The 13,716-nt window shown below is 76.7% G+C and carries 9 protein-coding genes; 6 read left to right on the top strand and 3 right to left on the bottom strand.

The window, feature by feature from the left end:
* The first annotated feature begins 22 nt into the window (after positions 1-22).
* Positions 23-2,629 (top strand): molybdopterin-dependent oxidoreductase, encoded by a 2,607-nt coding sequence (locus HNR12_RS01665; RefSeq protein WP_179765786.1) that lies wholly within the window; start codon positions 23-25, stop codon positions 2,627-2,629.
* Positions 2,626-3,573 carry an FAD binding domain-containing protein gene (locus HNR12_RS01660; RefSeq protein WP_179765785.1) on the top strand — a complete coding sequence of 316 codons (948 nt, stop codon included), beginning with the start codon at positions 2,626-2,628 and terminating at the stop codon, positions 3,571-3,573. The genes HNR12_RS01665 and HNR12_RS01660 overlap by 4 nt, the downstream gene beginning before the upstream one ends.
* A 669-nt stretch (positions 3,574-4,242) precedes the next feature.
* On the opposite strand, the gene HNR12_RS01655 is transcribed toward HNR12_RS01660, so the two are convergent.
* Positions 4,243-4,563, bottom strand: a complete 321-nt coding sequence (locus HNR12_RS01655; RefSeq protein ID WP_179765784.1) for a hypothetical protein — start codon at positions 4,561-4,563, stop codon at positions 4,243-4,245.
* Between the two features lie 163 nt (positions 4,564-4,726).
* Here HNR12_RS01655 and HNR12_RS01650 point away from each other — a divergent pair, with 163 nt between their 5' ends.
* Positions 4,727-5,719, top strand: a complete 993-nt coding sequence (locus HNR12_RS01650; protein ID WP_179765783.1) for an IS481 family transposase — start codon at positions 4,727-4,729, stop codon at positions 5,717-5,719.
* A gap of 148 nt (positions 5,720-5,867) precedes the next feature.
* Here HNR12_RS01650 and HNR12_RS01645 read toward each other — a convergent pair whose 3' ends face one another.
* A complete protein-coding gene (locus HNR12_RS01645; protein WP_179770327.1) occupies positions 5,868-6,557 on the bottom strand; it encodes a FadR/GntR family transcriptional regulator in 690 nt (229 codons plus the stop codon).
* Positions 6,558-7,000: 443 nt separating this feature from the next.
* Between HNR12_RS01645 and HNR12_RS01640 the strand changes: the two genes are divergently transcribed.
* The 3 genes from HNR12_RS01640 (at position 7,001) to HNR12_RS01630 (ending at position 10,004) form a co-directional block, all read left to right on the top strand.
* Positions 7,001-7,741, top strand: coding sequence for a (Fe-S)-binding protein (locus tag HNR12_RS01640; RefSeq protein WP_179765782.1), 741 nt, complete (start codon positions 7,001-7,003; stop codon positions 7,739-7,741).
* A gap of 80 nt (positions 7,742-7,821) precedes the next feature.
* Positions 7,822-9,342 (top strand): lactate utilization protein B, encoded by a 1,521-nt coding sequence (locus tag HNR12_RS01635; RefSeq protein ID WP_179770326.1) that lies wholly within the window; start codon positions 7,822-7,824, stop codon positions 9,340-9,342.
* Positions 9,339-10,004, top strand: a complete 666-nt coding sequence (locus HNR12_RS01630; protein ID WP_179765781.1) for a LutC/YkgG family protein — start codon at positions 9,339-9,341, stop codon at positions 10,002-10,004. The genes HNR12_RS01635 and HNR12_RS01630 overlap by 4 nt, the downstream gene beginning before the upstream one ends.
* Positions 10,005-10,291: 287 nt before the next feature.
* Here the strand turns inward: HNR12_RS01630 and HNR12_RS28970 are convergent, their stop codons facing one another.
* The gene (locus HNR12_RS28970; RefSeq protein ID WP_179765780.1) at positions 10,292-13,678 is read right to left on the bottom strand and encodes a protein kinase domain-containing protein; all 3,387 of its coding nucleotides are present in this window, start codon (positions 13,676-13,678) and stop codon (positions 10,292-10,294) included.
* Between the last annotated feature and the right edge of the window lie 38 nt (positions 13,679-13,716).

The following is a 13,716-nucleotide window of genomic DNA, read 5'->3' as shown; positions in this document are numbered from 1 at the left end:
CGATCCACCGGGGAGCCCCACGTTGGACATGACCCTCAACGGAGCGGCGGCTGAGGCCGGCCCCGATTCCGACACCACCGCCGCCGAACTCGTCCGCGACGAACTCGGCCTGACCGGAACCAAGCTCGCCTGCGGAGCGGGCGTCTGCGGCGCCTGCACGCTTTTGGTCGACGGCACTCCCACCGCCTCCTGCCTGCTGCCCGCCACGGCGCTGGCCGGGCGCACCGTCACCACCGTCGAGGGCCTGGCCGGTCCCGACGGCCCGCACCCGGTGCAGCGCGCCTTCGCCGCCCACGACGCCATGCAGTGCGGCTACTGCACCCCCGGCTTCGTCGTGGAGGCCGCGGCCTTCGTCGACCGCTACCGCGCCGAGCACGGCGACCTGCGCCCCGACCGCGACACCATCGCCGACGCGCTCGCCGGCCACCTGTGCCGCTGCGGCGCCTACGAGGGCATCTACGCCGCCGTCGCCGCCGCGTGCGCGGGCGAGCACGACACCGACTCCCCCCTGCCCCCGCCGCGCGCCGAGGCCGAGGACAAGGTCACCGGCCGCGCCCGCTACACCACCGACATCCGGCCCGAGGGCTGCTGGGAGGCGGTGATCGTGCGCTCGGCCCGCGCCCACGCGCGGATCGTCTCGGTCGAGGCCGGGGACGCCGTGCACGTCGACCTGCTCGGCGCCGACCGCACGGTGCGCTACGTGGGCCAGCCGGTGCTGGCCGTGGCCGCGCCCACCCGCGCCCTGGCCCGCGCGGCCGCCGCGCGGGTGGCCGTGGACTACCGCGACCTGCCCGCCTCGCTCGACCCGGCGGCCGCGCACGCTCCGGGCGCGCCCGTCGTCTACCCCACGCGCGAAGCCCAGAACGCGGCGCCCTCCAACAACGAGGGTCCGCCGCTGCCCGGGCGCTGGCGCGGCAACCTGCGAGGCCCTTCGGGCTTCGGCTGGCGCGGGGGCACCGCCGTGCGCCGTGTCAAGGACGCCGCCAACCGCGGCGACCGCCGCCTGGTCGCCGCGGTGTTCCGCACCGGGCCGCAGGTGCACACCGCGCTGGAGCCGCACTCCTGCGTGGCCCGCTGGGACGAGCACGGCGACCTGCACCTGCACACCTCCACCCAGGCGGTCGTGGCCGTGGCCGAGGCGGCCGCCAAGCGGTGGAACCTGCCCCGCGAGCGCGTGCACGTCACCGCCGAGCACGTCGGCGGCGGGTTCGGCGCCAAGGGCGGCCTGCGCGTCGAGGTGGTCGCCGCCGCCGAACTCGCCCGTGCGGCCGGCGCGCCGGTGCGGCTGGTGTTCGACCGGGCCGAGGAGCTGACCGACGCCGGGCACCGGCCCGGCGCCCGCCTCGAACTGGGCCTGCTCGCCGACGCCAAGGGCGACCTCGCGGCGCTGACCCTGGACGCCTACAACGACGGCGGCGTGTCCACCGGCGGGATGGTCGCGACGCTGGGCCTGCTGATGTACGGCAACGCGCCCCGGCGGCTGCGCGACTTCGACGTCCTCACCAACCGGCCCCCCGGAGCGCCGTTCCGCGGCCCCGGCGGCGCGCAGTTCCACTGGGCGCTGGAGCAGGGCGTGGACATGATGGCCGAGCGGCTGGGCGAGGACCCCATCGCGCTGCGCCGCCGCTGGGACGGCAACCCCAAGCGGCGGGCGCTCTACGACTGGGCGGCCGCCCTGCCCGTGTGGGCCGAGCGCTCGCGCGGGTCCGGCACCGGCCGGTTCCGGCGCGGCGTGGGGGTGGCCGCCGCCAACTGGCTCTACCTCACCGACCCCGCGACGGTGGTCGACCTGGTGGTGGAGGACGGCGCCGTGGTGGCCCGCAGTGCCGTGCAGGACATCGGCACCGGATCGCGGTCGGTGATCACCGACGTCGTGCGGACCGAACTGGGCCTGCCCGCCGACCGCGTGCGGGTGGGGGTGGGGCGCAGCGGCTGGTCCTACGCGCCCGGCTCCAACGGCAGCCGCACGACCGCCTCGATCGGCCCGGCCGCCCGCGACGCCGCCCGCGCGCTGCGCGAGGAGGTGCGGCGCCGGGCGCCGGGCGCGGTGTCGGGCTCGGGCGCGCTGGACCCCGAGGCGCTGAAGTCGCTGGAGGGCACCCGGGTCAGCGGGCGCCGGCGGCGCGACCGGGGCGGCTACCTCACGCCGGTGGCGCTGCCGGGCATGGGCGCGCCGGGCCGGGGGCTGACCGGCGCGGTGCACGTCATGGAGGTCGAGGTCGACACCCTGCTCGGGCGGGTGCGGCCGCTGCGCTGCTGGGCCGGGATCTCGGCGGGCCGGATGTACGCCGACCGCCTCGCCCGCAACCAGTGCGAGGGCGGTGTCATCCAGGGCATCGGCTACGCGCTCTACGAGCAGCGCCGCGACGACCCCGTCACGGGCGCGGTGCTGAGCACCACCCTGGAGGACTACCGGATACCCGGTATCGGCGACACCCCCGAGATCACCGTGCACTTCCACGAGGCGGGCTGGGAGCACGTGGTGGGCGGCGGCGTCGGGATCGGCGAGGTCTCCACCGTCGGGGTCGCGGCGGCGGTGGGCAACGCCGTCCACGACGCCACGGGCTGGCGCCCGCGCGAAGTCCCCATCCGCCCCGACCGGCTGCTCGAAGGGATCGGCTCAAGATGAACGCACCCCAGGACGTCGCCGCCGCCGCTGCGGCGCTGCGCGAGGCCGGCGCCGAGGCGCGCGCCGGCGGGACCGACCTCATGGCGCGCCGCCGCGAGCGCGGCTTCGCGGGGGCCGTCACCGACCTGTCGGGGCTGGCCGAGCTGCGCGGCGTGGAGTGGCGGGCCGACGGCTCCGCCCGGATCGGCGCGCTGACCACGGTCGCCGAGGTGGCCGGCGACCCCCGGCTGCGCGCCGCCTACCCGGCGCTGGCCCAGACGGCGGCGGCGCTGGCCACCCCGCAGATCCGCGCGGTGGGCACGGTGGGCGGCAACCTGCTCCAGCGCAACCGCTGCGTCTACTTCCGCAGTCCGCTGTTCAGCTGCCACCAGAACGGCGGCGACACCTGCCCGGCGCGCGCCGGCGACCACTCCGAGGGAACCGTCGTGGACCTGGGCTCGGCGTGCGTGGCGCCGCACCCGTCATCGCTGGCCATGGCGCTGCTGGCCTACGCCGCCGAGGTGGAGGTCGAGGGCGGGCCGCAGCGTCCGGTCGCCGATCTCTACGACGGCGCCGACGCCACCCGCGACCACGTGCTGGCTCCCGGGGAACTGCTGACGGCGGTGGGCCTGCCCGCGCCGGTGGAGGGCGAGGCGGCGGCCTACCGGCGCGCCACCTCGCGCTCGCGCGCGGAGTGGCCCCTGGTGGAGGCGGTCGCGCGCGTGGTGCGGCGCGACGGCGCGGTGGTCGACGCGGCCGTGGCGGTGGGCGCGGTGGCGCGCACGCCGCTGCGCCTGCCGGAGGTGGAGGAGGCGCTGATCGGCGCCACCGGCCCGGAGGCGGTCCCCGACGCGATCGCGGGGCTCGCCGAGCGCTGCGCGCCGCTGCCGGGCACCGGCTACAAGGTGGCCCTGCTGAGCGGCACCGTCCGCGACGTGCTGGAGCGCGCGCTGGCCGCCGACTAGGTGTTCGTCCGTCCGGTGCCGCCGCTCGCGGCTGCGGGCGGCGGCGGGCGGCGCGAAGGGCGGCGACGGCGGCCGGCGGCCTGGAAAGCGGTGAACGGATCGCGCGCCAGCGGCCGGTGTGGGAGGCGGAGGCCGCGGCGGCGGAACGGCTCGGGCGGGCTCGGCGTGGCGGCGGGCGGACGCGGCGCGGGTCACGGGCGGCGGGGCCTCGTGGTCGCCGGTTCCGCCATCTGCGCGCGAGCGACCGCCCCGATCTCAAAACGGGGCGCGTCAGGCATCGGCCCGCTGAAATCCCACATGGTAAGAGAAAATCGGCCGCTTTCACCGCGAGCCACGGCCGCGGCTCGCCGTTTCGACGCTCAGAGCGTCTTAGCCTCCCCCGGAAACGGGCGTTGAGGGCGACCGAGTGTGGCGCGCGGTTCGGGCGTCCCGCCATGCGGACACCGCGGGCCCGTGAGCCTTCACCGCCCCACTGTGGCCGTTTTTGAAAGCAGCGAAAGGGACATCACCCGCGCCACTCGACCGCTTCGGGGAGAGCCGGGGCCATGAGCCGCCGCCCGCGCGGGGTGGCGACCGCCCTGCCACCTCGGCCACACAACTCAGCGTCCCGCCATGAGACGGCCCGCCGCACCGAGACGGTTCTCGGCGGGCGGGCTTCGCGTTCAGTCGTCAGTCGTCGTCGCGGCCGGTGATGTAGCGGCGTGCGCGGAGGCGGGCCGCGTAGCGGTCGCGTCGGTTGCCGGCCTTGGCCCAGTCCTGGCGTTCCCGGATGTGGCTGCGGCGCTTGCACCCCGCGCAGCACGGCTTCTTGAAGGACAGCAGGTGCGCGGCCGGGTGCTCCCAGCGGCAGCGGGTGTCGGGGGTCAGCCACCGGGGGGTGGGGCCCGGCGGCAGGTCGCAGACGTGGCCGTCGCTGTGGTCGTGGACGGGCCGCGGACCGTGCTCGGCGTGGCGCACCCACAGCGGTTTCGTCTTGTCGGTACGGGACATCTCGTTCCTTCTGGAACCCGCCGCCCGTACTCCCGGACCATCCGGGCGGGCGGCTAGGTGTACTGACCACGGAGGTTGGTAACACCGGCCCCGGCAAAAACAACGAAGAGGGCCTCCGGTATCGGTGTGGATGTCTGACGTCCCACCGCCCGGAAGGCCCTCGATGCCCCACACTACCCACGCCAACGCCCGCCTGACCCCCGCCGGGCGTCTGGCCCTGGCCCGCTGCGTCGTCGAGGACGGCTGGCCGCTGCGCCGGGCCGCCGAACGCTTCCAGACCAGCGTGGCCACCGCCCAGCGCTGGGCGAGCCGCTACCGCACCCACGGCGCGGCCGCCATGGGCGACCGCTCCAGCCGCCCCCACCGCTCGCCCCGGCGCACCCCCGCCCGCCGCGAGCGCCGCGTCGTCAAACTCCGCCTCATCAAGCGCTGGGGGCCCGCCCGCATCGCCGGACACCTGCACATGGAGGCCTCCACCGTCCACCGCATCCTGACCCGCTACCGCATGCCCCGCCTGTCCTGCACCGACCGCGCCACCGGCCTTGCCGTGCGCCGCTACGAACGCGCCCGCCCCGGCGAACTCGTCCACGTCGACGTCAAGAAGCTCGGCAACATCCCCGACGGCGGCGGCCACCGCGCGGTGGGCCGCTACGCCGGAGTGCGCAACAAGCAGGCCACGACCGCCGCCCGCAAGCACGGCTCACCGGTGATCGGCCACGGCTACCTGCACACCGCCATCGACGACCGGACCCGCCTGGCCTACACCGAGATCCTCACCGACGAGAAGAAGGAGACCGCCACCGCGTTCTGGGCGCGGGCGGGCGCCTACTTCGCCTCGGTGGGCATCGCGGTGGAGCGGGTGCTGACCGACAACGGGTCCTGCTACAAGTCCCGGATGTGGCGGGAAGCCCTGGCCCGGGCCCAGATCACGCACAAGCGCACCCGGCCCTACCGGCCCCAGACCAACGGCAAGGTCGAGCGGTTCCACCGCACCCTGGCCGAGGAATGGGCCTATGCCCGCCCCTACCGTTCAGAGGCCGAACGCAGAGAAGCGTTCCCGGGCTGGCTCCACCACTACAATCACCACCGGTTCCACACCGCGATCGGCGGCCCACCCGCCACCCGCGTACCCAACCTCTCGGGTCAGTACAGCTAGGTCGCCCGTTTCGCCACCGCACACCTCCCTCGTCGACATCGGACCGCTGCGCGATCCACCGGAGTGGAAAGCCTCCCAGGATACGGAGAACGCCCGTCGGCACACAACCCCCGTGGCAAACGGCCGCCGTCCGACCGCCCCGGCCCCCTCAGCACTCGCCCCCCGGCTCCAGCGAGCCGCGCAGCCAGCGCTCGACCTCCATCACGTGCACGGTGGCCGCCGCGCGGGCGGCGTCGGGGTCGCGGGCGCACAGCGCCTGGTAGATGCGCTCGTGGTCCTCCCGCAGCCGCGCGGTGAGTCCGGCCTCGCGGTGGCCGCGCCAGACCCGCGCGTTGAAGGTGCGCGAGGACAGGCCGTCGTTGATGGCGACCAGCGTGGCGTTGCCGGTGATCTCCACGATGGCCTGGTGGAAGGAGATGTCGGCCGCCACGGTCTCGCCCTCGCTGCCGCCGGTCTCGATGCGGTCCAGGATGGCGCCCAGGCGCCGCAGGGCGGCGTCGTCGGCCCGTGCCGCCGCCATGGCGGTGGCCGCCGGCTCCAGCATGCGCCGCACCTGGAGCACTTCGATCAGGGTCTCGTCCTGGGAGACCTCGGCCAGCACGGAGAACGTCTCCAGCAGGTCGCCGGGACGCAGGGCGGTCACGTAGACGCCCGAACCGTGGCGCACCTCCAGCACGCCCAGGGTGGTCAGCGCCCGGATGGCCTCGCGCATGGAACTGCGCGAGACCCCGAGGCCGGCGGCGAGGTCGCGCTCGGTGGGCAGCCGGTCGCCGGGCCGCAGCTCACCCGCGGCGATCATCCGCTTGACGTGCTCGATCGCCCGCTGGGTCACCGGCATGCGCTCGGCCGCCGGCGCGGTGGCGCCGGCGGTGCCGACCGTGCCGGGGGTGTGGACGGTCTCGCGGGTGGTCACGTGGGCCTGCCTTCCTCCGGTGGCGGCGGCACCCCGCGCGCCGCCCGGGCGCCCCGCGCGGCGGGGCGCCGGCCGGGCTCCCATCTTGACACCGAGCCGCCTCCAGCGTAGAAGTGATCGGACCAATAGGGAATCCAGCGGTGCCGATCGACCGGACCATCCGCACCGGAACCCCGATTCGGTGACCAGTGACACACCGGTCGTCGGACCACTGCCCGGGAGGCCGCCGAACGTTCGTCCCGTCCGCGCGGCGGCCCGACTCGCCCGGCCGGGTCCCGGGCGCGGGCGCCCGCGCGGCCTGGAGTCGAGTGGTCGGCGGCCCCGGGCCGGGGCGGGCGGCGCGACCGGCGCCGGAAGCGAGGGAGCGCATGCGCATCGCGTTATTCATCACCTGTGTGAACGACACCCTCTACCCCCGGACGGGGCAGGCGGTGGTGCGGCTGCTGCGCCGCCTGGGCCACGAGGTGGTGTTCCCGGAGTCCCAGACCTGCTGCGGGCAGATGCACTACAACACCGGCTACCGGCGCGAGGCGCAGCGGCTGGCGGTGCGGTTCGTCGAGACGTTCGCCGACGCCGACGCCGTGCTCGCGCCCTCGGGCTCCTGCGCGGCGATGGTCCGCGACAACTACCCGCGCCTGGGCGAGCCCGGCAGCCGCCTGGACCGCGCCGTCGCCGACCTCGCGCCGCGCGTCTACGACCTGTCCGAACTGCTCGTGGACGTGCTGGGGGTGACCGACGTGGGCGCCTACTTCCCGCACACCGTCACCTACCACCCCACCTGCCACGGCCTGCGGCTGCTCAAGCTGGGCGACCGCCCCTACCGGCTGCTGCGCGAGGTGCGCGGCATCGACCTGCGGGAGCTGCCCGGCGCGGCCGAGTGCTGCGGGTTCGGCGGCACCTTCGCCGTGAAGAACCCCGACGTGTCGGCCGCGATGGGCTCGGACAAGGCCCGCAACGTCGCCGCCACCGGCGCCGAGGTGCTGTGCGCGGTGGACAACTCCTGCCTCATGCACATCGGCGGCACCCTGGAGCGCGGGCGCACCGGGGTCAAGGCCGTCCACCTCGCCGAGATCCTCGCCTCGACCGAACAGGAGCCGGCCCGGCTATGAGCACCGTCAGCCCCAGGAGCCCGCACAGCGCCGTGCCCGCCGAGGCGGTGCCCGCCCACCGCTCCGCGACGTTCGTGGGCATGCCCGCCTTCCCCGAGGCCGCCCGCACCGCCACCCGCGACGCGCAACTGCGGCACAACCTGCGCAAGGCCACGCACACCATCCGCGACAAGCGCGACGCCGTCGTCGCCGAACTCGACGACTGGTCGCGGCTGCGGGCGGCGGGCAAGGCGATCAAGGACCGCACCCTGCGCCACCTCGACCACTACCTGGAGCGCCTGGAGGAGTCGGTGACCGCCGCCGGGGGCACCGTGCACTGGGCCGCCGACGCCGCCGAGGCCAACGCCATCGTCACCGGGCTGGTGCGCGCCACCGGCGAGCGCGACGTGGTCAAGGTGAAGTCGATGGCCACCCAGGAGATCGAACTCAACGAGGCGCTGGCCGAGGCCGGGATCACCGCCTACGAGACCGACCTGGCCGAGCTGATCGTGCAGCTCAGCGAGGACCTGCCGTCCCACATCCTGGTGCCGGCGATCCACCGCAACCGCGCCGAGATCCGCGAGATCTTCCGCGACCGGATGGCGGCGTGGGGCGTTCCGGCCCCCGACGACCTCGGCGACGACCCCCGCGCCCTGGCCGAGGCCGCCCGCGTGCACCTGCGCGAGCGGTTCCTGCGCACCAGGGTGGCGGTCTCGGGCGCCAACTTCGCCGTGGCCGACACCGGCACGCTGGTGGTGCTGGAGTCGGAGGGCAACGGCCGGATGTGCCTGACCCTGCCGCGGACGCTGATCTCGGTGGTCGGCATCGAGAAGGTCGTGCCGACGTGGTCGGACCTGGAGGTGTTCCTCCAGCTCCTGCCGCGCTCCTCCACGGGCGAGCGGATGAACCCCTACACCTCCACCTGGACCGGGGTGACCCCGGGCGACGGCCCGCAGGAGTTCCACCTGGTGCTGCTGGACAACGGGCGCACCGACGTGCTGGCCGACACCGTGGGGCGCCAGGCGCTGCGCTGCATCCGCTGCTCGGCCTGCCTGAACATCTGCCCCGTCTACGAGCGCGCCGGCGGGCACGCCTACGGCTCGGTCTACCCCGGCCCCATCGGCGCGATCCTCACCCCGCAGCTGCGCGGGACCGGTTCGGCGGCCGACGCGGCGCTGCCCTACGCGTCGTCGCTGTGCGGCGCCTGCTACGAGGTGTGCCCGGTGGCCATCGACATCCCCGAGGTGCTGGTGCACCTGCGCGAGGAGGTCGCCGCGCGGCCCGGTCACCTCGGCGAGAAGGCGGCGATGGGCGCGGCCGGCTGGGTCTTCGAGGGCGAGCGGCGGCTGGGCGCCGCGCAGCGGGCCGTCTCGGCCGCCCGCTCCCTGGTGCCGCGCCGCCTGCCGGGGCCGGGCGCGGCCTGGACCGACACCCGCGACATCCCCCCGATCCCCGAGGAGTCGTTCCGCTCCTGGTGGCGCCGCGAAGGCCGGCACGGGCGGGCGGAGACCGACGCCCCGGCGCCCGGCCAGGTGCGCCGGGAGCGACCGGAGCAGTCGGAGCAGGCCGAGCGTTCGGAGCGACCGGAGCAGTCGGAGCGGGGAGAGGACGGCCGGCGATGAGCACGTCGCCCACGCGCGGAACGCGGCCCGGCGGCGGGTCGCGCGAGCGGATCCTGGCGCGGGTGCGGGCGGCGCTGGCCGACGTCCCCGCGCACGAGGCGCCCGAAGACGTCGCGGTGCCGCGCGCCTACACTCCCGCCCACGGGCAGGGCGCCACCGTGGAGCTGCTGGTCGACCGGCTGGTGGACTACCGGGCGCAGGTGCACCGGGCGGCTCCGGGCGAACTGGCCGAGCGGATCGGTCTGGCGCTGGCCCACCGGCGCGCCCAGCGGGTGGTGGTGCCGGCCGACGCGCCCGAGGAGTGGTTCGCCCGCACGGCGACCACGATCGTGCGCGACGGCGGCGGCCTGGACGTGGCGGAGCTGGACGGGATGGACGGCGTGGTGACCGGCTGCGCCGTGGCGATCGCCGAGACCGGCACGATCGTCCTGGACACGGGGGCGGCGCAGGGCAGACGGGCGCTCACCCTGATTCCGGACTACCACCTGTGCGTGGTGCGGGCCGACCAGATCGTCGACGGCGTGCCGCAGGCCCTCCCCCGGCTCGACCCCGCGCGCCCGCTGACCTGGATCAGCGGCCCCTCGGCCACCAGCGACATCGAACTGAACCGGGTCGAGGGCGTGCACGGACCGCGCACCCTGGAGGTCGTGATCGTGGAGTAGCCGCCCGCCGGCTCCGGCCACCCGCCGGGCAGCAACGAAGACCGCCAAGACCGCGCGGCACCGGCGGTGGTGGAGCCCGGCCACCGCCGTCGCCGGCGCCCCCGAGGCCACCCCGCCCCCCACCCGGGAACCGGCCGTCGCGGCCTCAGCCGTTGGCTCTCCTGCCCCGCACGGGCTGTCCTGCGGCCGCGGGACCAGGCCCGCACCAAAGGGGACCGGCCCCCACCCGCTCACCTGGCCGGGTGGCGGCCGGTCCCCTTCGCCGAGACGGGGAGCGGCGTCTTGGCCTAGCCCTCCTCCGCCCGCTGGGTGCAGGTCTCCTCGGAGCGGCCGATCTCCTCCACGCTGAGGACGGCCAAGACCACGAAGCAGTACTCCTGGCCGGCGTTGAGCCCGTTGACGGTGGCCGTCGTCTCGCCGGGTTCGACGTCGGCGAGGTTGACCGGCGTGGTGCCGATGGGACCGCCGACCACGTGGTGGGAGGCGGTTCCGCCGGTGTTGTCGGTCCATTCCAGGACGACCGTGGTACCGCTGTCGTCCATGGTGACGTCGGTGGGCGCCAACTCCTCGACGTCGGCCGCCGAGGGGGGCGGACCGCTCTCGCCGCCGGCCGGAGGGGACTGCCCGGCCTCGTCGTCGCCTCCGGCCCCCACCACGGCGACCGCGCCGACCGCGACGGCGACGACCGTGACGGCCGCCGCGCCCACGGCGATGTAGAGCGGGCCGCGCGAGGACCCCGACCGCTTCGAGGGGGGCGGCGGGAGGGGCGGGAGCGGCGGCGCGTAGGGGTCGGCGTTCCGGCCCGGCGTCCCGGCGCCCGAGGACGGGTAGGGGCCGCTGCCGCCGCCGGCCGCCGAGGCGGCCGCGCCGGCGGCGTACGGCCCCGTGCCGGCGGCGCCGGGGCGCTGCGGACCGGTCCAGGCGCCTTCAGAGTGCTGCTCCCCCATCGGCCACTGCGGACCGGTGCCGCCGACGGGCGCGGCGGGGTCGGTGGGCGCGGGCGCGGCGGGGGTCTCCCCGAGACGCGGGGCGGGCGGCGCGGCGGCGGCGACGGCGTGCCCGCCGGAGGCGGCGGCCCACGCGGCCGCCTCCTCGGCGCCGTGGACGGCTCCGGGGCCCTCCACCGGCGCGTCAGCACCGTCCGCGCCGGGCCGGGGAGGCTCGGCGGGCAGCACGTAGCCACCGGAGGCAGCGGCCGAGGTCTCCTCGGCCGCGCCGTAATCCGCCTCGCGACCGACGTGTGCGCCGTCGTCGGCGCCCTCGGCGGGCCACATCGCGGTCTGCTCGACGGTGGAGTCGGCGTAACCGGTTTCGGACGCGGCGGCCGGGTCCCGGTCCGCGTCCACCTCCGGCTCCACCCCAACCCCCGGGTCGGGATCGGGCACGGGGGCGGCGTACTCGGACGCGGCCGCCCAGGCGCCCTCGCCCTCGACACCACCGGCGACCGGACCCGGCGGCTCCGCGTCGGCCTGAGCGCCATACTCCCCCGACACCGACTGCCACGCGGGTTCGTCGTCCGCGGCGCTGTGCTCACTCGCGGGCGAGGTGTAGCCGGCCGAGGGATCCGCCCAGGTCTCCTCCACGCCAGTGCCGGGCGCCTCCTGGCCGGAGGCGTCGGCGGGATCGGTTTCGGTCTCGGCGGCCGGGTTCCGGTCGTCCCCCACCTCCGAACCACGAGCCGGGGCGGGCTCACCCACGGGCGCGGCGTACTCGCCGGTCGCCGCCGTCCGCACGGGCTCGTCGTCCTCGGCGCCGGCGGCGGGCGAAACGGCGCGGCCTTGCCCGGGCGGGGTGTCGTACCCCCCGGACGCCGACTGCCCGCCGGGCTCGCCGTCCGGGGCGACGCCCTCACCCGCGGGCCAGGCGTAATCCCCCGGGGGATCCGCCCACGTCTCCTCCACCCCGGCGCCGGGAGCCCCCTCGCCCGGCGGAGCGCCGCCGACCGGCGGCTCCCGGTCCTCAGCCGTCGCCGAGGCGGGTTGGTCCGCCTGCCCGAAACCCTCAGCGGTGCCGGCCGCCTGACCGGCGTCCTCGCTGTCCGGGAAAGCGCCGACCGCGGACGCGCCCTCCCCGGTCGGCGGGTCCTCGGCGACTGCGGGCCCGTCCCCTGCCACCGGCGCGGCGCCTGAGCCGTAAACGCCGTTCCCGAGCGCCGTGTCCGCGCCCTCGTCAGGGGCCGCCCAGGCGGCCTCCACCGCGGTCTCCGGCTCGGCCGCCTCGGCCTCCTGCACCGCCCACGCCGACTGCCACGACGTCGCCTCCGCCACCAGGTCGTCCCCCGGCAGCACCTCGCCGATCGGCGGGACGCCGTCCCCGGTCGCAAGCGGCCACTCCCCCACGGCCGCCGCTCCCGCGGACGCGCTGTCGGCCTCCTGCGCCGGCGCCCCGTGCGTCTGGTACGCCTCCTGCGGCCGGCCGGCCGCGCCGGGCCCCTCGGCGGGCCGGGGGCCGCCGTCAAAGGCGGCGGCCGGCTCGGGCTCCGCCTCGGCCGCGTCCGCCGCCCGCGCGTGCGGCCCCGGATCGGTCGGCGCCCCGCCCGCGCTCTCCTGCGGGGCCGGGTCGACGCGGGTCACGTGGCCGCCGGTGGCGGCCACGTCCGCGCCCACCCCCGCCGCGCCGCCGTGCGCGTCCGGCGCCTGGGGGACCGGGCCGTAGGCCGCCTCATCAGGGCCCTGGCCCTCGGGAACCGCGGCGGTTACCGGGGCATCCGGCGCGGCGGGCGCGGGCGCCTCCGGCGCCGTCGGCGCGGTTTCCTGCCCCGCCGGTGCGGCAGCCTCGGGAGCGGCGGCCGCTCCCGCCGCCACCGCCGCGCCGGGGTCCTCGGCCCGCTCCTCCGGCCGCCGGCGCACCGGCGCCGGCGCGGTCACGCGGATCTCCAGGCGCAGCGCGGCGCGGAACTCGGCCGCCGAGGCGAACCGGTCCGCCGGGTCCTTGGCCAGCGCCCGCTCGAACACCGGCCACAGCGCCCGGGGCACGTCGGCGCGCGGCGGCTCCGGCGGCGGATCGACCAGCGCGCGGTCGCGGTAGGCGAACGGGTCGATGGGCGCGTGCGCGCCGTCGGCGAACGGCGGGTACTCCGCCAGCAGCGTCCACAGGCACGAGGCCAGCCGGTAGAGGTCGGAGGCCGGCCCCACCCCCTCCCCGCGCAGCACCTCCGGCGGCGCGTGCACGATCGCGTCGGGGTCGGGCTCGGGCACCGGCGGCGCCGTGTCCATCGGCAGCACGTCGCCCGCGTCGGTCAGCACGGCGGCGTCGCCGAACTTCAGCATGTTGGACGGCTCGATGCCGTGGTAGAGCAGCCCTTTGGCGTGCACGGCCTCCAGCGCGGCGGCCACGGCGCTGCCCACGCGCACCACCTCCTCCACCGGCAGCGGGTGGCGCCGGCGCAGGTTGATGGCGTAGTCGCCGTCCGTGCAGTACTCCATGGCCACGAAGATGCGGCCCGAGAAGGTGCGGCCCCGCCCCAGCACCCGCACCACACCGGGCAGGCGGGCCAGTTCGCGCAGCCGCTCGATCTCGGCGGCGCCGGACTCGTCGCGCATCACCTTCAGCGCGGCCGGCTCGCGGGTGCCGTCGCGCAGCGCGCGGTACAGGGTCGAGGCCGCGCCGCGATGCAGCACCTCCAGGGAGTGGAACCCGGGGGCCAGTCTGCTTTCGTGCTCCGCGCCGCTCATCGGCGTCCTCTCGTCCGTGGGTGGGCTGCGGCGGGCCG

It is taken from the genome of Streptomonospora nanhaiensis (assembly GCF_013410565.1).
Classification (GTDB): Bacteria; Actinomycetota; Actinomycetes; order Streptosporangiales; family Streptosporangiaceae; genus Streptomonospora; species Streptomonospora nanhaiensis.
This window is presented reverse-complemented; position numbering and strand designations above follow the sequence as displayed.

Excerpts from the sequence above, each read along its gene's own strand:
- HNR12_RS01660 (WP_179765785.1), top strand. The coding sequence starts at position 2,626 with ATGAACGCACCCCAGGACGTCGCCGCCGCCGCTGCGGCGCTGCGCGAG.
- HNR12_RS01655 (WP_179765784.1), bottom strand. The coding sequence starts at position 4,563 with ATGTCCCGTACCGACAAGACGAAACCGCTGTGGGTGCGCCACGCCGAG.
- HNR12_RS01650 (WP_179765783.1), top strand. The coding sequence starts at position 4,727 with ATGCCCCACACTACCCACGCCAACGCCCGCCTGACCCCCGCCGGGCGT.
- HNR12_RS01645 (WP_179770327.1), bottom strand. The coding sequence starts at position 6,557 with ATGCCGGTGACCCAGCGGGCGATCGAGCACGTCAAGCGGATGATCGCC.
- HNR12_RS01640 (WP_179765782.1), top strand. The coding sequence starts at position 7,001 with ATGCGCATCGCGTTATTCATCACCTGTGTGAACGACACCCTCTACCCC.
- HNR12_RS01635 (WP_179770326.1), top strand. The coding sequence starts at position 7,822 with ATGCCCGCCTTCCCCGAGGCCGCCCGCACCGCCACCCGCGACGCGCAA.
- HNR12_RS01630 (WP_179765781.1), top strand. The coding sequence starts at position 9,339 with ATGAGCACGTCGCCCACGCGCGGAACGCGGCCCGGCGGCGGGTCGCGC.
- HNR12_RS28970 (WP_179765780.1), bottom strand. The coding sequence starts at position 13,678 with ATGAGCGGCGCGGAGCACGAAAGCAGACTGGCCCCCGGGTTCCACTCC.